Source organism: Paraburkholderia sp. BGA-UO-ETr-F12, assembly GCF_059567945.1.
The window spans coordinates 81,086-102,658 of sequence record NZ_JCAQOZ010000046.1; the positions used below are offsets into that span (position 1 = coordinate 81,086).

Annotated in this window: 20 protein-coding genes; 9 read left to right on the forward strand and 11 right to left on the reverse strand. The window is 61.8% G+C overall.

Features of this window, described 5'->3' with window-relative positions:
- Positions 1–7: 7 nt before the first annotated feature.
- From purU to AC57B6_RS19635, 4 genes are all read right to left on the reverse strand, one after another.
- Complete coding sequence (gene purU / locus AC57B6_RS19620; protein WP_030100590.1) at positions 8–883, reverse strand: formyltetrahydrofolate deformylase; 876 nt, start codon at positions 881–883, stop codon at positions 8–10.
- Between the two features lie 171 nt (positions 884–1,054).
- Positions 1,055–1,354 (reverse strand): addiction module antidote protein, encoded by a 300-nt coding sequence (locus tag AC57B6_RS19625; RefSeq protein ID WP_028194449.1) that lies wholly within the window; start codon positions 1,352–1,354, stop codon positions 1,055–1,057.
- A gap of 3 nt (positions 1,355–1,357) precedes the next feature.
- A complete protein-coding gene (locus AC57B6_RS19630; protein ID WP_028194450.1) occupies positions 1,358–1,657 on the reverse strand; it encodes a type II toxin-antitoxin system RelE/ParE family toxin in 300 nt (99 codons plus the stop codon).
- A 78-nt stretch (positions 1,658–1,735) separates the two neighbouring features.
- Positions 1,736–2,650, reverse strand: coding sequence for a choline sulfate utilization transcriptional regulator (locus tag AC57B6_RS19635; protein WP_178370025.1), 915 nt, complete (start codon positions 2,648–2,650; stop codon positions 1,736–1,738).
- A gap of 151 nt (positions 2,651–2,801) precedes the next feature.
- Between AC57B6_RS19635 and betC the strand changes: the two genes are divergently transcribed.
- The 6 genes from betC (at position 2,802) to AC57B6_RS19665 (ending at position 11,309) form a co-directional block, all read left to right on the forward strand.
- The gene (betC, locus tag AC57B6_RS19640) at positions 2,802–4,349 is read left to right on the forward strand and encodes a choline-sulfatase (RefSeq protein WP_030100588.1); all 1,548 of its coding nucleotides are present in this window, start codon (positions 2,802–2,804) and stop codon (positions 4,347–4,349) included.
- A 62-nt stretch (positions 4,350–4,411) separates the two neighbouring features.
- Positions 4,412–5,365, forward strand: a complete 954-nt coding sequence (locus AC57B6_RS19645) for a choline ABC transporter substrate-binding protein (RefSeq protein ID WP_235430069.1) — start codon at positions 4,412–4,414, stop codon at positions 5,363–5,365.
- Positions 5,366–5,634: 269 nt separating this feature from the next.
- Complete coding sequence (locus AC57B6_RS19650) at positions 5,635–6,783, forward strand: porin (protein ID WP_028194454.1); 1,149 nt, start codon at positions 5,635–5,637, stop codon at positions 6,781–6,783.
- 427 nt (positions 6,784–7,210) lie between these two features.
- Entirely contained in the window at positions 7,211–8,608 is a 1,398-nt protein-coding gene (locus AC57B6_RS19655) for an MFS transporter (RefSeq protein WP_496421937.1), read from the forward strand.
- Between the two features lie 273 nt (positions 8,609–8,881).
- Positions 8,882–10,516, forward strand: coding sequence for a methyl-accepting chemotaxis protein (locus AC57B6_RS19660; RefSeq protein WP_496421938.1), 1,635 nt, complete (start codon positions 8,882–8,884; stop codon positions 10,514–10,516).
- Positions 10,517–10,775: 259 nt separating this feature from the next.
- Positions 10,776–11,309 carry a cupin domain-containing protein gene (locus AC57B6_RS19665; RefSeq protein ID WP_106356551.1) on the forward strand — a complete coding sequence of 178 codons (534 nt, stop codon included), beginning with the start codon at positions 10,776–10,778 and terminating at the stop codon, positions 11,307–11,309.
- A gap of 103 nt (positions 11,310–11,412) precedes the next feature.
- Here the strand turns inward: AC57B6_RS19665 and AC57B6_RS19670 are convergent, their stop codons facing one another.
- Together AC57B6_RS19670 and AC57B6_RS19675 are read right to left on the reverse strand one after the other, a co-directional pair.
- Positions 11,413–12,732 (reverse strand): cation:proton antiporter, encoded by a 1,320-nt coding sequence (locus AC57B6_RS19670; RefSeq protein WP_183803797.1) that lies wholly within the window; start codon positions 12,730–12,732, stop codon positions 11,413–11,415.
- 130 nt (positions 12,733–12,862) lie between these two features.
- Complete coding sequence (locus tag AC57B6_RS19675; protein WP_496421939.1) at positions 12,863–14,026, reverse strand: FAD-dependent oxidoreductase; 1,164 nt, start codon at positions 14,024–14,026, stop codon at positions 12,863–12,865.
- 92 nt (positions 14,027–14,118) lie between these two features.
- Here AC57B6_RS19675 and AC57B6_RS19680 point away from each other — a divergent pair, with 92 nt between their 5' ends.
- Positions 14,119–14,544 (forward strand): MarR family winged helix-turn-helix transcriptional regulator, encoded by a 426-nt coding sequence (locus AC57B6_RS19680; protein WP_235430068.1) that lies wholly within the window; start codon positions 14,119–14,121, stop codon positions 14,542–14,544.
- A 25-nt stretch (positions 14,545–14,569) separates the two neighbouring features.
- Complete coding sequence (locus tag AC57B6_RS19685) at positions 14,570–14,905, forward strand: YbjQ family protein (protein WP_454807479.1); 336 nt, start codon at positions 14,570–14,572, stop codon at positions 14,903–14,905.
- Positions 14,906–14,951: 46 nt separating this feature from the next.
- Here the strand turns inward: AC57B6_RS19685 and AC57B6_RS19690 are convergent, their stop codons facing one another.
- The 5 genes from AC57B6_RS19690 to AC57B6_RS19710 form a co-directional block, all read right to left on the reverse strand.
- Positions 14,952–15,995: a 2-dehydropantoate 2-reductase gene (locus AC57B6_RS19690; RefSeq protein WP_496421940.1), complete on the reverse strand. Its 1,044-nt coding sequence runs from the start codon at positions 15,993–15,995 to the stop codon at positions 14,952–14,954.
- Between the two features lie 120 nt (positions 15,996–16,115).
- The gene (locus tag AC57B6_RS19695) at positions 16,116–16,577 is read right to left on the reverse strand and encodes a GNAT family N-acetyltransferase (RefSeq protein ID WP_496421941.1); all 462 of its coding nucleotides are present in this window, start codon (positions 16,575–16,577) and stop codon (positions 16,116–16,118) included.
- Positions 16,578–16,802: 225 nt separating this feature from the next.
- The gene (locus tag AC57B6_RS19700) at positions 16,803–18,389 is read right to left on the reverse strand and encodes a gamma-glutamyltransferase family protein (protein ID WP_496421942.1); all 1,587 of its coding nucleotides are present in this window, start codon (positions 18,387–18,389) and stop codon (positions 16,803–16,805) included.
- A gap of 10 nt (positions 18,390–18,399) precedes the next feature.
- On the reverse strand, positions 18,400–19,590 hold the full coding sequence (locus tag AC57B6_RS19705) for an amidase (protein ID WP_496421943.1): 1,191 nt from the start codon (positions 19,588–19,590) through the stop codon (positions 18,400–18,402).
- A complete protein-coding gene (locus AC57B6_RS19710) occupies positions 19,587–20,387 on the reverse strand; it encodes a cysteine hydrolase family protein (protein WP_178371203.1) in 801 nt (266 codons plus the stop codon). Before AC57B6_RS19710 ends, AC57B6_RS19705 begins: the two co-directional genes overlap by 4 nt.
- 208 nt (positions 20,388–20,595) lie before the next feature.
- Here AC57B6_RS19710 and AC57B6_RS19715 point away from each other — a divergent pair, with 208 nt between their 5' ends.
- On the forward strand, positions 20,596–21,573 hold the full coding sequence (locus tag AC57B6_RS19715) for a BMP family protein (RefSeq protein WP_030100575.1): 978 nt from the start codon (positions 20,596–20,598) through the stop codon (positions 21,571–21,573).

Sequence of the window (21,573 nt, forward strand, 5' to 3'; positions counted from 1 at the left end):
TTGGCGGCTATTGCAGCACCACGGTCCGATCGCCGTTGATGAATACCCGTCGCTCGATAAATGCCTTCACGGCGCGTGCAAGCGTGATGCATTCGACGTCGCGTCCTGTCGCAAGCAGGCGCTCCGGGCTGTATGAGTGATCGACGCGCTCCACGACCTGTTCGATGATCGGACCTTCGTCGAGATCGTCGGTCACGAAGTGCGCGGTTGCGCCGATCAGCTTCACGCCGCGCGCATGCGCCTGGTGATAGGGCTTCGCGCCTTTGAAGCCGGGTAGAAACGAGTGATGGATGTTGATCGCGCGGGCCGCCAGCGCGCGACTCGTCTCGCCGGAAAGGATCTGCATGTAGCGGGCAAGGATCATCAATTCGGCGCCTGAGGTGTCGAACAGATCGAGCAGACGCGCCTCCTGCTGCGGTTTGGTATCGGCGCTGATCGGCAAATGATGGAACGGCAGGCCGTGCTGTTGCGCGAGCGGTTCCAGATCGCGATGGTTCGAGCCGATACCGACAATATCCATCTTCAACTCGCCCATTCGCCAGCGGAACAGCAGGTCGGCGAGACAGTGTTCGAGCTTCGACACCATGATCAGCACCTTCGGCCGCGTGCCGACGTCATGCATCGCCCAGGTCATCCGGAAACGTTCGGCGATCGCTGCGAATTCGCGCTTGAGTGTCGCGATGTGCAGGGTCTCGTTGGGATCGACGCCATGAAACACGCAGCGTACGAAGAAGCGCTCGCTGAGGTCGTCGTCGAAAACGGTCAATTCGTCGATATAGCAATGATGCCGGTCGAGAAAGCCGACGACGGCGGCAACCTGGCCCGCCGCACTCGGACAGGCGACCGTGAGAACCAGTTGATCGGGACGGGAATCGACGGACATGCGCACTCCACTTGGGGCTATGGGGCACACCGCGGGGCGCGGCATGCATCATCGCAGTAGAGCAAATCGGCGGCGTACGGGGATAGAAGCTAAACGCCGTCGCGCTGGAATGGGAGCGTCAGAGGCGGGCGGGGCGGCGGAGGCCCGGAGCGCCCCGGGCACAGATCAATTTCAGGCGTGAGCAGGCGCCGCGTGCAACTCCAGACCAAGAGCGCGGATCACCTTGATGATCGTCGCGAAGCTGGGGTTGCCATCTTCGGAGAGTGCCTTGTACAAGCCCTCGCGCGAGATCCCGGTATCGCGGGCGAGTTGCGCCATGCCGCGCGCACGCGCGATCACGCCCAACGCATGCGCGAGGAATGCAGGATCGTCGCCGCCTTCGACCAGACAGGCCTCGAAATACTCTGCCATGTCCGCTTCGGTCTTCAGGTGTTCGGCCGAATCCCATGGCCGGGTTTTGATTTTTCCCATTGTTCACTCCGATTCAAGGTTCGCCAGCATCTTGTGTGCGGCTTTGATATCTGCGGGTTGAGTCGACTTGTCACCACCACACAGCAGGATCACCAGCACTGCGCCGCGCTGCACGTAGTAGACGCGATAGCCGGGACCGTGATCGATCCGCAGTTCGATAATTGGCGCACCGGCGGAGTTCGTGTCGCCGGGGTTGCCCATCGCCAGACGGTCGATGCGGGCCTGAATGCGGCGCCTCGCGATCCGGTCTTTCAAGCCGTCGAACCAGGCGTCAAATGTCTCGGTGGTGCGGATTTTCAACATTCAGAAAGTGTAATCCATGGACTACACATGTGTCAACCGCAGTTCACACTTCGCTTCCGGCTCTCCGATGCTCGGCCCTCATTCTGCGTCGAGCCCGCACTCACCGATTAACCATTGGCGGAATGCGCTGACCGCCGGTGTCGCCGCGCGCTGTGTGACGAGCAGATAGCCGCGCTCCGTGACCACGGGTGTGTCGAACGGTTCGACGAGTTGGCCGGTGGCGAGCAGTTCGTCGATCAGCGGCGCCCAGCCGAGCGCGACGCCCTGGCCCATGATCGCTGCATGGGCGACCAGCGTAAAGCTGTTGAAGGTGATGCCGCGATGCGCGGCGGGCGCATCCAGGCCGTGTGCCGTAAACCAGTCGGCCCACGACAGCCAGCGCGCCGGCTGGGTGGGTTCGAGATGCAGCAGCGGCAAGCTCGTCAGATCGGACGGCGTACGCAACTGCGGATGCGCCGCCAGAAATGCCGGACTGCACACCGGCGTGACACGTTCCGGAAATAGCTTGAGCGCGCCTCGCGCGGTCCAGTCGGCATCCTCGTCGCCGAACGCAATCACAACGTCCGCCTGATCGTGCGAGGGATCGAATACGGTTTGCGACGTGATGATCTTGACGTCGACGTCCGGCATCAACGCCTTGAATTGCGACAGGCGCGGCATCAGCCAATAGGTGGCGAAGCCGAAATCGGTGGAGAGCGTGAGGGTTTGCGGCGTGCGCCGTGCGCGAATCTCGGCGGTGGCCACGCGGATGGTGTCGAGCGCGTTGCGCACTGCTTCGAAGAGGCATACGCCGTCTTGCGTCAGCGTGACGCCACGATGGCCGCGTTCGAAAAGCGGTGCGCCTACGGCTTCTTCGAGTTGCACCACACGCTGACTGACCGCCGGCTGCGTCGAGCCCAGTTCACGCGCGGCCGCCGTGAAACTCGCAAGCCGCGCGGCGGATTCGAACATTGTCAATGCCTGCATTGGCGGCAAACGATCCTGCCTCGACATAAGGCCCCCTTATAGGCACATAACGATTTGCCGTCTTCACAGCTTCGAATTGGACGGCAATAGTGGTGTTCATGCGGGGCCGGCGTGCCGGCTATTCCGCTTGCAACGACACCTGCATCCGCATTTGCGATTCTATTCGAGGCGCGCCCCAATGCTTGAAACGAAACAGAATATCCTCATTCTGATGGCCGATCAGATGACGCCGTTTGCGCTGGCCGCATACGGACATCGTCTGACGAAGACCCCCAATCTCGATCGCCTCGCCAAACAGGGCGTGGTCTTCGACTCGGCGTATTGCGCCAGTCCTCTATGTGCACCGTCGCGCTTTTCTTTTCTGTCCGGCAAGCTGCCGTCCGCGATCGGCGCCTATGACAATGCAGCGGAATTTCCGTCGCAAACGCTGACATTCGCGCACTATCTTCGCGCTGTTGGGTATCGCACGATCCTGTCCGGCAAAATGCATTTCTGCGGCGCCGATCAGCTGCATGGTTTCGAAGAACGGCTCACCACCGACATCTATCCCGCCGATTTCGGCTGGACGCCGAACTGGGACGATTTCGAAACACGGCCTACGTGGTATCACAACATGAGTTCGGTGATCGACGCCGGCCCTTGCGTGCGTACCAATCAGTTGGATTTCGACGATGAAGTCACGTTCACCACGCGCCAGAAGCTTTTCGATATCGCGCGTGAGCGGCATGCAGGCAAAGACGAACGGCCGTTCTGCCTCGTCGCTTCGCTGACGCATCCGCACGACCCTTACGCGATTCCTCAGAAATACTGGGACCTGTACGCCGATGAAGACATCGCATTGCCCACGCATCGCGATTCGCTCGATGAAGCCGATCCGCATTCGAAGCGTTTGCGGCATGTATGCGAAACCGACCGCACGCCACCGACCGAGCAGCAGATCCGTGATGCACGGCGTGCTTACTACGGCGCGATTTCCTACGTCGACGACCAGTTCGGTGCGATTCTCGAAGCGCTCGAACAGGCGGGGCTTGCCGAAAATACCATCATCGTGGTGACGTCGGATCACGGCGAGATGCTTGGCGAGCGCGGACTCTGGTACAAGATGACTTTCTTCGAAGGCGGCTGCCGGGTCCCGCTGATCGTGCATGCGCCGCAGCAGTTCGACGCGCATCGGGTACGCGAGTCGGTCTCGCATCTCGATCTGTTGCCCACGCTGGTGGAACTGGCGCGCGGCGGACAACCGGCGCGCTGGCCGGATTCGCTCGACGGTCAAAGTCTCGTCCCGCATCTGCGCGGTACCCAAGGCACCCATGATGGGCACGACGAAGCGATTGGCGAATACCTGGCCGAAGGCGCTATTGCACCGATTGTGATGCTGCGGCGCGGGCGCTTCAAGTTCATTCATACACCGGCCGATCCTGATCAGCTCTATGACGTGGCAGCGGATCCGCTCGAACGTGAGAATCTCGCGACGCACGCCGCCTACGCCACCCAGGTGGCGGCATTGCGCGAGGAAGTCGCGCGGCGCTGGGATCTTGCCGCGCTGCACAACGAAGTACTCCGAAGCCAGCGCCGCCGCCGGTTCCATTTCGAAGCCACGACGCAAGGCACCGTCGCATCATGGGACTGGCAGCCGCATGTCGATGCGAGCCAGCGCTATATGCGCAATCACATCGATCTCGACACGCTCGAAGCAATGGCACGTTTTCCCGCTGTGACGCGTTGATTCTCCACTTACGGTTCAAGCCACTTATCCTCCCAACACCCTCTCAGCTATAGGAAGCCGACATGATGAAAAAGCTCTTCAAACAGGCTGTATCCGGCGTTGCGCTGCTATGCGCGGCGGCCACCTTCGCCGTGGCGGCCGAGCCGCAATCCTGTACGCAGGTGAACATGGCGGGGCCTGGCTGGACCGACATCGACGCCACCAATGCGATGACCGGCGTGTTGCTGAAGGCGCTCGGCTACCATCAGAACGTGGCGAACCTGTCGGTGCCGATCACCTACCAGGGCCTCAAGAAAGGGCAGATCGACGTGTTTCTCGGCAACTGGATGCCGGCTCAGGCACCGCTCGTCAAGCCGTTCGAAGATGACAAGTCGATCGAAGTCGTGCATCCGAACCTGAGCAATGCGAAGTTCACCCTCGCCGTGCCCGACTACGTCGCCGCCGCAGGGGTGCATTCGTTCGCGGACCTCGCGAAGAACGCCGACAAGTTCGATAGCAAGATCTATGGCATCGAACCGGGCGCGCCGGCCAATCAGAACATCAAGAAGATGGTCGACGACAAGGCGTACGGGCTCGGCAACTGGAAGCTGGTCGAATCGAGTGAGACCGGCATGCTCACGCAGGTCGAGCGCGCCGTGCGGGACAAGAAATGGATCGTGTTCCTTGCATGGGAGCCGCATCTGATGAATACGAAATTCAAGCTGACGTACCTGGACGGCGGCGACAAGTACTTCGGGCCGAACTACGGCGGCGCCACGGTCAATACCGTTGCGCGTAACGGCTACGCCGAGCAGTGTCCGAATGTGGGCCGCCTGTTCAGGCAGCTCACGTTCAATGTCGATCTGGAGAACGGCGTGATCACCGAGGTGCTGGAAAAGAAGACCGGTGTCGATGCGGCCGCCACCGAGGCGCTCAAGCGCCACCCGGAATTGCTGAAGTCGTGGCTCGACGGCGTGAACACAGTCAACGGCGCCAACGGCCTGCAAGCCGTGCAAGCCGCACTGGGCGTGAAATAAGCGTGGCGTTTCACACATCGAGGTCGCTACTCGACAGATTCATGTCGCATCAGGTCGAATCTTCATAAATCTGGACTCGTATTCTTTAGCCGTCGATGCAAACATGACAAATCGTTACATGCATCGCCGATAGCTTCAATTCGTTTCAACCAGTCTCAGCCGATTTCGAACTGCCCGTCATGCGAGAAGCGCGGTGCGTTGCAAGACAACGCGCAGCGGAGATCGCTTTATCCAACGAAATACGCAGGCAAAGAGCAGGGGAGAATTAGATGAAGAAGAGAAATGCCGTTAGTCTTTCGGGACTTGCTCTCGCGGCAAGCGCGGTATGTGCACCAACGGTGGCCCATGCGCAAAGCAGTGTCACGCTGTACGGGATTCTGGATGCCGGCATCACCTACGTGAACAATGCCGGGGGCGCACACCAGTTCAAATTCGACGACGGTATTTCCTACGGCAACCGGATCGGCTTTAAAGGCGTAGAAGATCTGGGCGGCGGTTTGCAGGCGGTCTTCGTACTCGAATCGGGTTTTCACCTGGGCAATGGCCAACTGGGATTCGGCGGTGCTGAATTCGGACGCCAGGCTTACGTGGGTATCAAGAACGGCTGGGGTACTTTCTCGTTCGGCAATCAGCTCGATATGACGGAAGAGTTCGTCTACCTGTACAACATTTCGGCATGGGCGAGCGGTTACGCGATCCACCAGGGCGACTTCGACCGGATGAACGGCGATCGTCTGCCGAATTCAGTGAAGTTCCTGTCGAACGATTTCTCCGGCTTCACCTTTGGCGGCATGTACTCGTTCGGCAACACCGCCGGCGACTTCCATCAGAAGAGCGCATGGAGCGTCGGCGCGCACTATGACCACGGCCCGTTCAACATGGGCCTCGCGTATACGCAGTTGAACAATCCGTACGGCATCTATGCTTTCGACCCGTACGCGATGATCGGCACGCGGACCTTCCTCGGCCAACCGACCGTGTCCGTCGATCCGGCCACGGGCGCGGTGACCGATCTGTATAGCGCGTCGGCATTTCCGGTGGATAAGCAGGGTGCGTTCGCGGTCGGCGCCGCCTATACGATCGGCAACCTGATGCTCACGGGCGACTTCACGTATACGACGATCAAGGGCTTCGGACAGACCTCGCATATGCAGGTGTACGAAGCGGGCGCGTCGTATAACTTCACGCCGGCGTTGTCGCTTTACGGCGGCTATCAGCACACGAGTTTCGAAGGCAATCACTGGAACCAGGGCTCGCTCGGCTTGCATTACCTGCTTTCCAAACGTACCGATGTCTACGTTTCCGGCGACTACCTGCGCGCCTCGAATGGCGTGAACGCGGTGATCGGCTACAGCTTCGCACCGTCGACGTCGAATACGCAGTCTGACGTGCGGATCGGCATGCGGCATTCGTTCTAAGGGTTTTCAGCGAATTGACGCGGGCGGCTTCCTGGATAGCGGGAGCCGCCCGCTGTCGTTTCGGCGGCCATCGAGGCTCGGCCATCGAGGCGGCCGCCGTTATGCATCCGCGTTTTCCTTACTCCAGAAATCCGGCCGCGCGCCGATATGCAGCCGACCGCCGCGAATCGATCGCGTCTTGTCTGGCGCAAAGCCCGCGCGATGCGCTCAACGTGTTCCAGTTCTCGCACGCGGCAACGCACTGAGCGTGCCCGCCGAGCTGCGCCCTTCTCGGTACTGACACGCATTGCGCCCGCTCGTGAACATGTGCGAGATTGCCGTCCAGATTCCGGCAAAGAATCGCGTTGCGGACCGGTTGCCGCAGCCTTACCCGAAAGTGCCGGGATGCCAACGCCGACGGCGCGGATAACGCAAAGCGAGGAATCCTATGTCCCAGCAGAAAGCAGCCGAAATTGCCGCGCGGCTCGACCGTTTGCCGCCATCGCGCACCATCTGGACGATGGTGATCCTGATCTCGCTTGGCGGCGTGTTCGAGTTCTACGACCTGTTCTTTACGGGTTACGTTGCGCCGGGTATGAACGAGTCCGGGCTTTTCAAGCCTGAATCGCTGGGCTTTCTCGCGTCGCTTCAACCGCTGGCCGTGTCCGGCTTTGGCACCTTCGTGTTCGCGACGTTTGCCGGTCTGTGGGTGGGCACGCTGGTATTCGGTTATGTCGCCGACCGCTTTGGCCGCCGTCTGGTCTTCACGTGGTCGCTGATCTGGTACATGGTGTGCACGATCATCATGGCCTTCCAGTCGTCCGGGCTGGGCCTCGATATCTGGCGCTTCATTGCCGGAATAGGGATCGGGGTCGAACTGGTGACTATCGATACTTACATTTCCGAACTGATTTCAAGCGGCCAGCGTGGACGCGCTTACGCGGTCAATCAGTTCATCACGTTCTCCGTTGTGCCGGTGGTGGCGTTCCTTGCCTTCGTCTTGAAAGGCACCCGGCCGCTAGGGCTCGACTATTGGCGCGTCGTCATCCTGATTGGCTCGGTAGGTGCAATCGTGGTCTGGATCCTGCGGCGCCACATTCCTGAAAGCCCACGCTGGCTGGCGCGGCATGGCAAGGTCGACGAAGCGGAGCGCATTGTCACGGATATCGAGCGCCGCGTGGTCGCGGAGAAAGGCATTCCACTCGCCGCACCGCAGGCCGTCATGCCGGAGAGTCAGGCGGCGGGCACGTTGCGAGAAATTTTTACGTCCCAGTATCGCCGCCGCACGATCATCCTGTCGATTTTCAACATGGCTCAGGTGATCGGCTTCTACGGCTTCGCGGCCTGGGTGCCGACGCTGCTGATTCACCGCGGCATTCATGTGACTGCCAGCCTCGGCTACGCCTTCGTCATTGCCATTGCCAACCCCTTTGGCCCACTGCTCGGCACCTGGTTTGCAGACCGGGTGGAACGCAAGGTTCAGATCATTGGCGGTCTTGTCGTCATGGGCGTGGTGATTGCGGTGTTCTCGCAAGCTTCCGAGCCCTGGCTGCTGATTGCGCTCGGCGTTCTGTTCACGCTGTCGTCGAACATCATGTCCTACGCGTATCACGGCTACCAGGCCGAGCTATACCCGACTCGGGTGCGCGCGCGCGCCATCGGGTTCGTCTACTCGTGGAGTCGGATTTCCGCGGCTTTCGCCGGTCTTGCGATCGGGGTTTTGCTGCACGGCTACGGCGTACCCGGCGTCGCGGTCTTTATCGGTATCTCGATGATCGTCGCGATCTGCATGATTCTGCTTGGACCGCCTACTCGCGGGCTGGCTTTGGAGGCGATCAGTCACTGAGTTTCGGGCACCTTTCTTTGGGAACGGCATCGCCTGCGCCGGCGCGCGGCGTAGGCGTTGGCCGGCCGCGATCGGCTCCCGGCCACGCCGGGTCGATCCTCTTGCGCGGCTTAATGTGTCCGCAAGGGTTTGTCTCTAGACATATCCGCACCGTCCATGTCGATAAACAGAGCGGGTAGCCGTGTTCAGGCAACGGCTCGCCGATCCCCGGGTCGCAGCAGCACGGCCGTAACGAGACCTGGGGCGAACCCTCGATAGCGTTGTGGAGCGTGCATGCACCGATTCAGTTTCACGCAAAAGCTCTGGCTGCCTCTGATCGTCAGTCTGATGGCACTCCTCGTGGTGTCCGTGTCGGCGGCATGGTTGTCCCGTCAGACCCGCATTGAAGAGCGTAAGAACGATCTGGTCAATGTCGCCCATGTAGGGCTCAGCATCGTGAAGGAATACGCGACACTTGCGCAGAACGGCGCGCTCACCGAGGCGGATGCCCGCAAACAGGCACTCGAGCGGCTGCGCAATATCCGCTATGGCGAAGACGGTTATTTTCTCGTGATCGATTCCAAACCGCGCATGGTCATGCATGCGATGAAACCCGCATTGAATGGAAAAGACCTCGCGGGAACCGCCGATGCCGATGGCCGCCATCATTACGTGACGTTCGCTTCGGTCGCGCAGGCGCCCAACGGTGGTTTCGTCGATTACGTGTTTCCCCATCCACACGATCCGGCCAATGCAGCGGTCGACAAGATCGGCTACGTCGTGCGATATGCGCCGTGGGACTGGATTATCGCTACCGGCGCTTATGTGGACGATATCGACGCGGCGTTCAAAGAGTCGCTCTATCTCGTGGGCGGCATATTTGCCGGACTCGCGGTACTGCTGTCGACGCTGGTCTCGTTCACTAACCGCAGCATTCAACGCACGATCGGCGGAGACCCGGCCTATGCAGCCCAGGTGGCCGCCGAGATCACGCTGGGTAACCTCGCCATCGACATCGATACCCGCCGGACCGACGATTCCAGTCTGTTGCATGTGATGCAGAGTATGCGCGACGGGCTCGCCGACACGATTGGACAGATCAAGGACGCCGCCAGCAAGGTGGCGATGGGCGCGGGCGAGATTGCCGCGGGCAACGCCGACCTGTCCGCGCGTACCGAGAATCAGGCCGCCTCGCTCGAGCAAACCGCTGCCAGCATGGAGCAAATGACCGCGATGGTCAGACAGACGGCCGAGAACGCTCAAACGGCAAGTGAAATGACGGCGAATGCGGAGGAAGTCGTCAATCGCGGTGGCGAGATGGCAACGGCAGCGGCGTCGACCATGCAGGAGGTGTCGAGCGAATCGCACAGGATGGTGGAGATCATTTCAGTAATCGAAGGCATTGCGTTTCAGACCAATATCCTCGCGCTCAATGCCGCGGTGGAAGCGGCGCGAGCTGGAGACGAGGGACGCGGTTTCGCTGTCGTGGCCGGCGAAGTGCGTACGCTGGCGCAGCGCAGTGCGAGTGCGGCAAAAGAAATTCGGGTTCTGATCAATCGCGCGGTGGGAAAGGTGCAGAGCGGCGTTGAACTCGTCGATAAAACCGGGCAGACAATCGAGGCTGCGCGCGATGCGATCGCGAGAGTGTCCGGGGTCGTACACGAGATCACGGCGGCCGCCAAGGAGCAAAGCGCCGGCATCAATCAGGTCAACATTGCCGTTACGCAGATGGATAGCATGACGCAGCAAAACGCCGCGCTGGTCGAACAGGCGGCAGCAGCGGCGCAGTCGTTGACGGAGCTGGCGCAACTGCTGCATGTCTCGACAGACAAATTTCATCTGCGGGAAGCGCTTGGTGGGTTAAGTCGGCCGGAGATGAAGGTTCGGACGGAAAACAGGGCGTCGCGCGGGCTGTCGGCAGTGTCATGATTGCGGCGGCACGGCACAGGACGTGCTTCGCGTGTTGGTAAACCACGCCAGCGTGAGTCCTGTGTCCTGGGCTGCACTGTGGCCGGCGCCTTCTCGGTAGAGAAGGGCTGCATGACAAACGCTCACGAGTCCGTGCCCGCAGCGCGTCGGCGTTTGTAAATGATGCGCGCAGCGATGTAAGGTTTTCCGCCGAGGTTCATCGTGCATCGTCGAGCAAGACGATGCTTGCGGGCACACAGCTTCGCAAGCAGGGAGTCATATGCGATACGAGCGGCAGATAGAACGGGGATACTACGAAGCGTTCACGCTGGCGCCACGCGACTGGGTGCCGAACAACAGCAAACTCGCCGTAGCGATCTATCGAACGGCGATACCGGGTGCAGGCGGCGATCTGGCCGCCGAATTCGAGGCGCTTTTCGAGCATAACCAATGGCCGCCGCAATGGCGCGACGGTATTTTCGACTACCATCATTTTCATTCGACCGCGCACGAAGTGCTGGGCGTCGCGTCGGGTTCAGCCGATGTCATCATTGGCGGCCCGGGCGGAAGCGTGGCCACCCTGCATCCGGGCGATGCGCTGCTGCTGCCTGCCGGCACCGGACATTGCCTGCAGGCGTTCAACGGCAATCTGCGCGTGGTGGGCGCGTACCCGGCGGGGCAACAATGGGACATCAGGCGCGACAAGCTGACCCCGGAAGAACTCGCCGCAATGGAGTCGCTGCCGTTTCCCCCCAGCGATCCGGTGCTGGGTGAGCGTGGTCCCGTTATCGAGCAATGGCTCGGCATGGCTTAAGCCCGCAAGTCTTGCGCCAGTCTCCCCGGAAGGAGCGCGACATGCCGGAGATCGCGCGGCAGGAAAGGATTTCGCGCGATGGCAACGGACAGACGCTGACCACTCAGCGCGCCACGCCACGCAAACGCTGATACCAGTTCATCAACGGCGTTGCGGAGATACCGTGCACGACCACGGAAGCGGTCACCACCGCCAGTGCGAGTGGCACGAGCGGCAGCACGTCGGCGCGCGGGCCATGTTCGAGTGCGTACGCGAGATAGTAAAACGAGCCGATCCCGCGAATCCCGAACCAGCTCATCAAGCGCCGCTGCGCGGGTGAGGCCGGTGAGCCGATCAGCGACGCTTCGACGGCGAGCGGCCGCACGAGCACAAACAATACGACGATCAGCGCCGCGTTCGACCAGGTGAAGAGCGCCACAGGGAGTGACGCAAGGACGTTGCCGATGATCATCATCGTCGCCAGTTCGGCGATCCGCTCGAGTTCAACCGTGAAACCCAGCACCGATTCGGCCATGTACGCATGTGCTTTGCGCGGATGCGCGGCGGTCGCCTGGATGTCGCCCGGATCGACGGCCCCGATTGCGGCGGGCGCCGATCGCTTGCCGCTCGCGCGATGTTCGGCCCGGCGCATCGCGACACCCGCCGCGAACACGGCGAGAAATCCGAACGTGTGGAGCAGTTGCGCAGCGCCGTACGAAAGTGCGATCAGGCCAAGCGCAAAGAAACCTTCGAGTCCAAGGGCCTGGGCGTGATGAGTGCGCAGCCAGGTGACCGCGTGGGTAGTCGTCCAGCTCAGCAGGGCGCCCACGGCTATTGCGCCGCCGATACCCCATACCGTCATGCCCAGAAAACCGATCGAAAACACCCGCTCGACGCCTGCTTGCGGGTCTGAACACAGCGCGAGGCCGGCGAGTACGAACGGTAGAGCAACACCGTCGTTCAGACCGCCTTCGCCGGAGAGCGCGAAGCGCACCCGGTCGAGATCGCCGGAATGGCGGACTTGCACATCATGCGCCAGCACTGGATCGGTCGGCGCCAGAATGGCGGCAAGCAGCAGCGCCGGTCCCCAGCCAAGCTTCAATATGCCGACGCCAGCCAGGGTCAGGAGCGGCACGGTGACGATCATCGCAAGGAATCCGAGCCGCAGCGGCAGGCTCCACATCGCGTCGAGCACCGGTACCCTCAGCCGTAAGCCGATCGCGAACAGCGACACCAGCAGCGCGATTTGCGTGAGGATGCGCAGCAGGGCGGCGTCGTGGGGAAGGGACAGCGCAAGCAGCCCGACGCCTGCCGGGCCGAGCACGAAGCCGGCAGCCAGATAGAACATCGCCGTGCTGCATGGCAGGCGCTCGAACATTGAACTCGCAATGCCCATGACGACGAAGATGCCGCCGGCGATCAGAAATGACGCTGTTTCGTGCATACCGCTGAACCGGGGTGATCGTGTCAGCGGTACGTGCAATGCCTATGCCTGGGCTTTATTCGAGCAACCGTAGCGTTGCAAAGCTTCTGCGAGGTGAGGTGAGGCGAGGGGATAGCAGATCTACGGCTGCTCAACTGCCACCGGTGAGCACGCCGGATTCTGTCCGGTGACGACGATACATTTCGATTGTCAGCGCTTCGGCGTCGTGGGACAGAAACGTCGCGGCGCCTTCGGCTGAAGCTTCGGCGGACTCGATGACACGCGCGAACATCAATGTTTCATACTCCGAAACAGCGTCGTCCCACGATGAGTGCGCAGCCAGCAGCCGCGCAAGTTCGGCGGCGTCGAGCATCGCATTGTTCACGCCTTCGCCGCCGAATGGCGACATCACATGCGCCGCATCACCAATCAGCGTGAGGCCAGTGCGGTGCGTCCAGCAATGCCCTACGGGCAGGGCATGAATCGGCCGAACGGCAAATTGATCGTTGCTGGCGCGAAACAGATCCAGGATGCCTTCGGCGAAGCCCGAGTATTCGCGTATCAAGCCTTCCCGGACCGCTTTCGGCGACGTGAAATCAAAGCGCCGTTCCACCCAGCCAGGCGGAACGCGGAAGATTGCGTAGCCGCGCAAATGCGCGTTACCGTTGCGCTGGACGATCAGCCCCTTGCCGTCGCTTTCCACGCCCATCTTGCCGCGACCGACCAGGCGCGCCAGAACGGGATGAGAGCGGTCGACGTCGTCGATGCCGAATTCGACGAAACACAGGCCGCTGTATTGAGGCATGTACGGCGACAGCAGCGGCCGCACCCGTGACCATGTGCCGTCGGCGCCGATCACAAGATCGAATGGACCTTCAATGCCGGCATCAAACAGCAGGTTCCAGCGTCCGTCGCCATTGTCCAGTACTTCGCGCAGCGGCCGGTTCCACTGAACCATGCCGTCCGGCAGGGCATCGAGCAGCATGGCGCGCAAAGCCGTGCGGTCGACTTCGGGCCGATTTCCGCTCGCGGTGTCGGGGTCCTCAAAAAGTACCTGCCCGTGTTTGTCTAGCAGACGTGTGCCTTGATCCTCATAGCGGGCGACCGCCTGGAATGCATCGGTCAAGCCGGCACGTTGCAGTGCCAGCAGGCCGGACTCTTCGTGCAGGTCCAACGTGCCGCCTTGCGGTCGTTCGAGCGGATGCGTATCGCGCTCGAATATCGTGGCGGTAATCCCTTGAAGATGAAGCAGACGCGCAAGCGTGAGTCCCGCGGGTCCACCGCCGACAATGGCAATCCTGGGGTTTGCATTCATGAGAGATTTCATTAATATAGGCACCTATGTAATATATATAGGTACCTATTGATATGTCAAGCGAATCGCACACCGAAGATCCGGGCCGGCCCATGAGGCTGATCGGCCAGGTGTATCGAAGCTTTGCGAGGCTGGTCGACACGCCGCTGCGTCAGTTGGGATTCGCGTATGGCCAGTTGCCCGTTCTGGTGACGCTGAAAAAAGCCGGCGCCCTGTCTCAGGCAGAGTTGGCGCGTACGGCGCAGGTTGAGCAGTCCAGCATGGCTCAACTGCTGAGCCGGATGGAACGCGACGGGCTAGTCAAACGCGTGCCCGATCCGGCCGATGGCCGAAGCCGGCTCATCTCGTTGACTCCCCATGCCGCGAAGCAGATGCCCAACGGCAAGCGGGTCATGGACGAGGTTTGCGAAACAGCCTTGAGCGGCTTTACGTCCGAAGAACGAACCCAATTACTGGCGTTGTTGCTGAGAATCGACGCCAATCTGGAACGGTCGCTCATCGATAGGGATAATGGCTGATACGCAGACGTATCGGGAGAGGGCGATGATAGAACGGCATAGGGTTACGACAGCATTTGAGCTTCCGGGGCACCGGATCGAGCGGTCCTTCGGCGTCGCTCGCGGGATCGTCGTTCGGTCGCGATCCATCGTTGGCTCGCTTGGCGCATCGCTGCAGACAATTTTCGGCGGCAACATCTCGCTGTACACGTCGCTGTGTGAGCGAACGCGGCAAGACGCGTATGAACGGATGCTTGCCGAGGCCGCGGATCTGGGGGCGAACAGCATCATCGGCATGCGATACGACGCGACCGAGATTGCGAGGGGTATTACCGAGGTGCTGTGTTACGGGACCGCAGTCCACGCAACCGTGCTGGATTGAAGCGCATGTGACGAGCGAGGCTGACGGCCCCGACACGCGGTCATATTTAGCGCGCGGCGTGCCGTACCGAAGAGGCACCCGCTGCGGCTCGCATCTGGGCCAGCAGCGCTTCGCCCGACCATGACGGCCGCACGTCGCTTCGCTCGGCTTCGCGCACGAGCTCGCATAGCCGTTCGTTCACCGGCGCCGTCCGGCCAAGGCGATCAGCCAGGCGCACGACTTCGCCATTGATCCAGTCGATTTCCGTGGTGCGGCCCGCGGCCAGATCGTCGGACATCGACGAGCGCGCGAGCGGATCGATCGTCAGCATCGTGCGGCCCAGCCGTTCGAACAACGCATCAGGCACGCTGAGAACACGCGGTAGCCAGGTGGCCGGAAGCGGCGTCACTTTGGCCGGCCGTATGTTGGCCAGCTTCAGAAGCACGAGTGCTTCTTTCTGCGCCATGCCGAGGCAGATCCGGTAGGCGCGCTGCGAGAGTTCCTCCTTCAGTGGCCGGTTGGACAGCGCGTTGATCGCGTTGTTGAGATTGAGCAGCAGCTTGGCCCACTGCACCGGCAACATGTCGGCGTGCTGGATCAGCGGCAGATCTGCATTTCTGAAATCGTCGACGAACGGCTGCAAGGCCGGCGTTTGCCGGATCTCCAGTTTCCCCGCCGAGCCCTGATGAAACGCAGCCGGGCTGCGTTCGACGACATTGAACGGCACCATCCCCTCCAGCACTGTGTGGTGCGGCAGCGCCGCGCGCAGCACCTGCGCATTACCGACGCCGTTCTGGAAGCTGACGACCACGGCGCCCGGACGAAGCACGCTCGCCAGTTCCGCCGCCGCGGTGGGTGTCGCGGCGGACTTGACGGTCACCAGCACGAGATCGGCTGCGGCTGCCTTTACTGCCTGCGTAGATATGTGGATCCGCTCTGACGGTACGAACCAGTGTCGATTGTCGTAGTGCGACAGGGTGATGCCTTGCTGCTGCAACAGGTCGGCCATACGGGCACGCCCGACAAAATCCACCTCGCTGCCGGCGGCAAGCAACCGTCCGCCGATATAGCAGCCAATGGACCCCGCGCCGTAGATGCAGATTTTTGCCATGTGGATTCTCGAGTGATCCGTCCAATTACAGCAGAATCGCTACAGGAAGCGAGTCGTGGCAAGTACTTTTCTCTGTCACCGGGCAGTCGATGAGTGCCGGCAATGGACGCATCGACGTCGTCAATCCGCCCCGCGTGGAGGAAGTGGCGGAGTCAGAGCTTTCTTCATTGATGGCGCCGCGTGTAGTACGTAGCTCTCGCGCTCATAGAACGCAATGGCGTCTGGCCGCGCGTCGAGAAAAATCGCGCTCATACCGCGAGCACGGGCGTCGATTTCGGCATATTCCATCAAGGATCGACCGACGCCGCTCCCTCGGCCCGCCGCATCGACCACAAGGTCATCGATATGCAGATGCGCCCCGCGCGCCAGAGTGTGAACGGGCCGCATGCCCATTACCCCGACAATCTTCCCGTCATCGAACGCGGCTACAAGCTCATAGCCCGAATGCGATTGGCGGCGGACTCGCTCTATGAATTCGGCTTCTTCAAGGGACCGAAGTTGAGTGATGACAGGGTATGCGTGCATCCATTCCGGCGGCGATAGTCTTCTAATTTCCAACTTGCTGCGGCTCTGGTCAGTCATGGCTCAAGTCGATTCTCACTCGGAAAAACCAGATTGTTGCACGGAGCATGCATAGCGAGGTTTTTTGATGGGATGGAGGACACGGAAGCAGCCGCGCGACATTGACGTTGCCTTGCGCGCTTCATCCCGGCGATATGCGATCCTGGGTAGTCGGCCCATGTAACGAAGCTGGATCTCGGCAAAAGTCGCCTCACCGGGGCCACCGTAGTTTTACGCTCGAGCGCGTCACACCCCGAGCGCACAGCCGTCGCTGCGTGGATCGTGCGCGCCCGATGCGGCACCGTCCGACTCGATGCGGATCATGCCTGGGTGGCCCGCCAATGGGCTCTGCGCCGGAATAACGCTCACCTCATGTCCGCGTGCAGCGAGTTTGGCGAACACGTCGGCGCCGGCGTCCTCTTCGAGCTTCAGGGCATCGCGCGTATCGGAGAAGGTCTTGCCGAGCAGAAAGCGCGGACGGGCGAGGGCAGTGAGCGGGTCCATTCCGTAGTCGATCACGCGCGTGAGAATCGCGGCCAGCGTTTGCGGCTGACCGTCGGCGCCTTGCGTGCCAAATAACAGGTGTGGCCGGCCATGCTTCAGGTACACGCCCGGGTTGAGCGTGTGGAACGGCCGCTTGCCCGGTTGCACGACGTTGTGATGCGCGGGATTCGTGCTGAACGACGCGCCGCGATTGTGCCAGAGAATTCCTGTATCGCCTGCCGCCACACCGCTGCCCCAGTCGAAGTAAACCGTTTGCAGCACGCTGACGCTGCGGCCTTCGCTATCCGTCGCGCCGATAAACACCGTGTCGCCCGGGCGGAACACATGAGGCCATGGGCGCGCTTCACGCAAGTTGATCGAGCGCGCATGCGCGTCGAGCACGGCGGGCGAAAGCATGTCGTCGACCGGCACGGCGTTGAACTCAGGATCGGACACGAAGCGGTCGCGCTCTACGAACCCGCACTTCACCGCTTCCACCAGCAAGTGGTAGTAGTCGGCCGTGCCCTCGGCGATTTGCGCGATGTCGAAACGATCGAGCATGCCCATAATTTGCAGGGTCGTCACCCCTTGAGTCGGCGGCTGCATGCTGACCAGTTCGCCGCCACGATAGGCCACACGCAGCGGCGCCTCATCGCGTGCCTGCGTTCGCGCCAGATCGTTCAACGTCAGCGGCGAACCGGCCTCGCGCAAACCCCGTGCGATCCGCTCTGCCAGCTCGCCCTCATAGAATTCGCGCGCGCCGAAGCGGGCAATCCGCTCGATGCTCTTCGCCAGCGCCGGTTGCGCGAAACGCTCGGCAATGGCAGGAATACGGCCGTGCGGTGCGAAAGTTGCCGCAAAGCCTGGCAAGGAACGCAATTCGTTCGCGCGCAGTGTGTGCCAGAAATGCTGCGAAGGCGTGACGGGAAACCCCTCCGCTGCATAGCCGAGCGCGCGATCGAACAGCGATGCCCACGATTGCTGCCCGCCCCATGAGGTCCGGCTGATTTGATAAGCCTGATGCCACGTGTCGACGGTTGCCGCCGTGGTGATCGCTGACGCAGCGCCGCGCAAAGGAATGGCGCCGCCGTACGGCGGCAGTTGCGCCGCGGCCTGGCCGATGCCCGATACCGTGCGCAACATGCCTTGCCGGTCGCCGATCACCCAGAATGCGTCGCCGCCGAGTCCCGTGAAATGCGGATAGGTCACGCACAGCGCCGCGCCGATGGCAATCGCGGCTTCGATCGCGTTGCCGCCCGCACGCAGTACGTCCAGACCCGCGGCGCTAGCAGCGGCGTGCGGGCTGGTGACCATGCCACGCGTGCTGCTGGCGAGTTTCAGATTGTGCATCAATGTTCCGCTACTGAAGATTCGCCAAGGTGCGCTGCGAGTATAGATCGCGCGCGAGGGCAAGCAACCCGCGGTCGCTGCCGCGCGCGCCGATGAGCGACAGCGCAAGCGGACGGTCGATTTCGTCGGTGAAGGGGAGCGTGATTTGCGGCAGGCCGCCAATCGCCGCGATCGAGTTCATCGTGAGCGCATCGTCATAGAAGCGGCCGATTGCGGCGCCCGATACGTCTTTCGGCAACAGCGCAACGGGCGTGGTCGGCACGAGCAGCACGGCATCGGGCGCTAACATCGCGTCGAGCACGCGGCGTAGTTCGTATTGCACGGCGCGCCATTGCACAGCCCGCTTTCGATCGAGCGTCTCCAGCCGCGCAAAGCGGGCCGCAATGGAGGGGCCGAAACGCGGCCGCGCCGAGCGGATCCAGTCGCCGAGCGAGGCGTCGATTTCAAGGTCCTGCACGGCCTGATAACACGCAAGCCAACTCGCCTCGTTCCTCGCGAACAGCTCGAGCGACGTGTGCGCGCCTAACGATTCAGCTAGCGCGTCAAGGCGTAAAGCATCGTCGGGCTCGTTGCGCGCACGCGCGGCGAACGCCTCGGCGACACGAACCAGGCGCGTCGGCTGCCCGGACGGGAAAGCTGACGGGGGCGCTTGCGGCAGCAGTACGTCACCCACCGCGGCAAGCACATCGATTGATCGCGCGAACCAGCCGACCGTGTCGAAACATGGCGCGAACGGCAACACACCCTCAAGCGAAATCGCATCGTGACTCGGTCGCATGCCCCACAATCCGCAGAACGCAGCGGGAACGCGCACCGAGCCGCCGGTATCGGTGCCTAACGCAAAGTCCACCTCACCGCCGGCCACTGCCGACGCGGAGCCGCTCGACGAGCCGCCCGGCAACGCATGCGGCCAACGCGGATTGAGCGGCGTGCCGTCATGATGGTTCGCGCCTTCCAGACTATAGGCGAGTTCGTCGGTAATCGTTTTGCCGTCGAGCGTCGCGCCGGCCGCCAGCAGCGCGTCGACACAAGGCGCATGACAACGCGCCGGCTCGTGGCTTCGCCGCCAATCGGGATTGCCGCCACCTGTCGTCACGCCCGCGACGTCGATCAGATCCTTCACCGCAAAGCGCAGACCGTCGAGTGGCCCGGTCGCCGTCGCAGCCACCCGTACGCGAGGGCCAGGGATAAATGCACTCATGCGGCTTCCGCCAGGGCATCGACGATACGCGTCGAATCGGTGACGAAGCCAAAGCACTTCTTCACGTTCCAGACGGTGGCCTCCGTGCAGAACGCCGGCGACGACGTCGCGCAGCAGTCTTCCACCAGCACGCAGCCATAGCCGAGAAAATTGGCGTCAGTCAGCGAATGCAGCACGCACTGATCGGTGTTCACACCCGCGAACATCAGCGTGCGAATGCCGAGATTGCGCAGGATGCTGTCGAGCGGCGTGTCCCAGAAACCGCTGATGCGGTACTTGTCCACGCAGATGTCCTCGGGCAGGGGCTTGAGTTCTTCGACTACCGCGGCCGCCCAGGAATCCTTTTCAAGCACATGCGCGCCGTTGCTCGCGAGCGGTTCGCCGAGGCCCGTGCCGGTTCCGGTCGGTTTATATAGATGCAACTGGTTCGGCGGCATGTTGGCGAGGTCGGGCCGGTTTCCCCAGTTGACCCAAATAACCGGCACGCCGCGGTCACGCAGCGCCGGCAGCAGGCGCTGCAATGGTGCAATCGGTGCGCGGTCAACCTCGAAATCTCCCCCAATCTGGGCAACCCACCCTCCGTTGGTGCAGAAATCATTCTGCATGTCGATCACGACGATCGCCGTGCTGCGCAGGTCGATGCGCACATTTTGCGGTTCGCACGACAGTGTCGCGACGATTGGTTCGGGCAGAGGTAACGACATGTCGACCAGTTTCTCGCTGGCACTCCAGCGATAGCGGCCGTCGCGGCCCAACTGGCCGGAAACGCTTGTGCCATATGCGTCGTGCTGTTTCATCGGAGGTTCTCCATCGTGTCTGAATCGCCATAAAAAGGGTGCTGCCAGGACCTTGCCGCACGGTGCGGCTGAGGTGCGCAGTCCGTTGTTTCGAGCAGATCGGAACGAAGTCCGGCGCCGCTCAAAAGCACGGCATGGCATCGAAGTTGCGTCTGTTTCGTTCATGAATAACCTACTTACCGAAACCAAACGCAAGAGGAATGCCAGAATGTCGATCAGCAGATTCAAAACCCTCGCCACCTGCGTCGCAGCGCTCGCCGTATCCACCAGCGCGGTTCATGCCTTCGCTGCCGATCCGTTACGGGTCGGCGTGCTGATTCCCGGCTCGAAATCGGACAAGGGCTGGATGGAGTCCGGCTATGACGGGCTCGTTGCCGCGCAGAAGGAACTGGGTCCGAAGCTCAAGACGCAGATGATCGAAAACATCAATTACGCCGACATGGAGCAGGCGCTGACCAACCTCGCGTCGAAGAACCAGTTGGTGATCGGCGTGGGCGGGCAGACGCAGGCGTCGGTGCTGAAGATCGCCAGGCGCTTTCCCAATGTGAAGTTCGCGATCGTCGGCGGCAACAAGGGGCAGGACATGCCGCCGAACGTGGCGGGCTATGACGTCAAGCAGGCTGAGATTGCTTACGTGGCCGGCGCGGCCGCGGCGATGCTGTCGAAGAACGGCGCGGTCAGCTACGTGGGCGGCATGGAGATTCCGTCAATCGTCAACGCCGGCAAGGAGTTCGGCAACGGCGCGCGCTCGATCAATCCGAAGATCAAGTACTTCGAGAGCTACACGGGCGATTTCGATAACGTCTCGAAGGCGAAGGAAGCGACACTCGCGGCCATCTCCCAGGGCGCGGACGTTCACTATCACATCCTCAATCTCGGCTTGCGCGGCATGGAGCAGGCGGCCAACGAAAAGCACACACATGTGATCGGCAGCTATACCGACCGCTGCGGCACGGACCCGCTGTATATCGCGTATTCGATTACCGGCGTCGGCTATCAGGTTCAGTATGCAATCGACCAGATGGCGGCTGGCACGTGGCAACCGGGCTATAAGGCGTTCGGCCTGGCAATGGGGCCGAAAGCGTCGGGCATGGTGGTTTGCAAACCGACGCCGGAGATGTCGACGAAGATCAGGCAGATCGAACAGGACATCGAGAGCGGCAAGATCAAGGTCTCGGAAGGCTGA

What these genes read in the sequence shown, in the direction of transcription:
- purU (WP_030100590.1), bottom strand. Translation starts at nt 883, where the DNA reads ATGTCCGTCGATTCCCGTCCCGATCAACTGGTTCTCACGGTCGCCTGT.
- AC57B6_RS19625 (WP_028194449.1), bottom strand. Translation starts at nt 1,354, where the DNA reads ATGGGAAAAATCAAAACCCGGCCATGGGATTCGGCCGAACACCTGAAG.
- AC57B6_RS19630 (WP_028194450.1), bottom strand. Translation starts at nt 1,657, where the DNA reads ATGTTGAAAATCCGCACCACCGAGACATTTGACGCCTGGTTCGACGGC.
- AC57B6_RS19635 (WP_178370025.1), bottom strand. Translation starts at nt 2,650, where the DNA reads ATGTCGAGGCAGGATCGTTTGCCGCCAATGCAGGCATTGACAATGTTC.
- betC (WP_030100588.1), top strand. Translation starts at nt 2,802, where the DNA reads ATGCTTGAAACGAAACAGAATATCCTCATTCTGATGGCCGATCAGATG.
- AC57B6_RS19645 (WP_235430069.1), top strand. Translation starts at nt 4,412, where the DNA reads ATGATGAAAAAGCTCTTCAAACAGGCTGTATCCGGCGTTGCGCTGCTA.
- AC57B6_RS19650 (WP_028194454.1), top strand. Translation starts at nt 5,635, where the DNA reads ATGAAGAAGAGAAATGCCGTTAGTCTTTCGGGACTTGCTCTCGCGGCA.
- AC57B6_RS19655 (WP_496421937.1), top strand. Translation starts at nt 7,211, where the DNA reads ATGTCCCAGCAGAAAGCAGCCGAAATTGCCGCGCGGCTCGACCGTTTG.
- AC57B6_RS19660 (WP_496421938.1), top strand. Translation starts at nt 8,882, where the DNA reads ATGCACCGATTCAGTTTCACGCAAAAGCTCTGGCTGCCTCTGATCGTC.
- AC57B6_RS19665 (WP_106356551.1), top strand. Translation starts at nt 10,776, where the DNA reads ATGCGATACGAGCGGCAGATAGAACGGGGATACTACGAAGCGTTCACG.
- AC57B6_RS19670 (WP_183803797.1), bottom strand. Translation starts at nt 12,732, where the DNA reads ATGCACGAAACAGCGTCATTTCTGATCGCCGGCGGCATCTTCGTCGTC.
- AC57B6_RS19675 (WP_496421939.1), bottom strand. Translation starts at nt 14,026, where the DNA reads ATGAATGCAAACCCCAGGATTGCCATTGTCGGCGGTGGACCCGCGGGA.
- AC57B6_RS19680 (WP_235430068.1), top strand. Translation starts at nt 14,119, where the DNA reads ATGAGGCTGATCGGCCAGGTGTATCGAAGCTTTGCGAGGCTGGTCGAC.
- AC57B6_RS19685 (WP_454807479.1), top strand. Translation starts at nt 14,570, where the DNA reads ATGATAGAACGGCATAGGGTTACGACAGCATTTGAGCTTCCGGGGCAC.
- AC57B6_RS19690 (WP_496421940.1), bottom strand. Translation starts at nt 15,995, where the DNA reads ATGGCAAAAATCTGCATCTACGGCGCGGGGTCCATTGGCTGCTATATC.
- AC57B6_RS19695 (WP_496421941.1), bottom strand. Translation starts at nt 16,577, where the DNA reads ATGACTGACCAGAGCCGCAGCAAGTTGGAAATTAGAAGACTATCGCCG.
- AC57B6_RS19700 (WP_496421942.1), bottom strand. Translation starts at nt 18,389, where the DNA reads ATGCACAATCTGAAACTCGCCAGCAGCACGCGTGGCATGGTCACCAGC.
- AC57B6_RS19705 (WP_496421943.1), bottom strand. Translation starts at nt 19,590, where the DNA reads ATGAGTGCATTTATCCCTGGCCCTCGCGTACGGGTGGCTGCGACGGCG.
- AC57B6_RS19710 (WP_178371203.1), bottom strand. Translation starts at nt 20,387, where the DNA reads ATGAAACAGCACGACGCATATGGCACAAGCGTTTCCGGCCAGTTGGGC.
- AC57B6_RS19715 (WP_030100575.1), top strand. Translation starts at nt 20,596, where the DNA reads ATGTCGATCAGCAGATTCAAAACCCTCGCCACCTGCGTCGCAGCGCTC.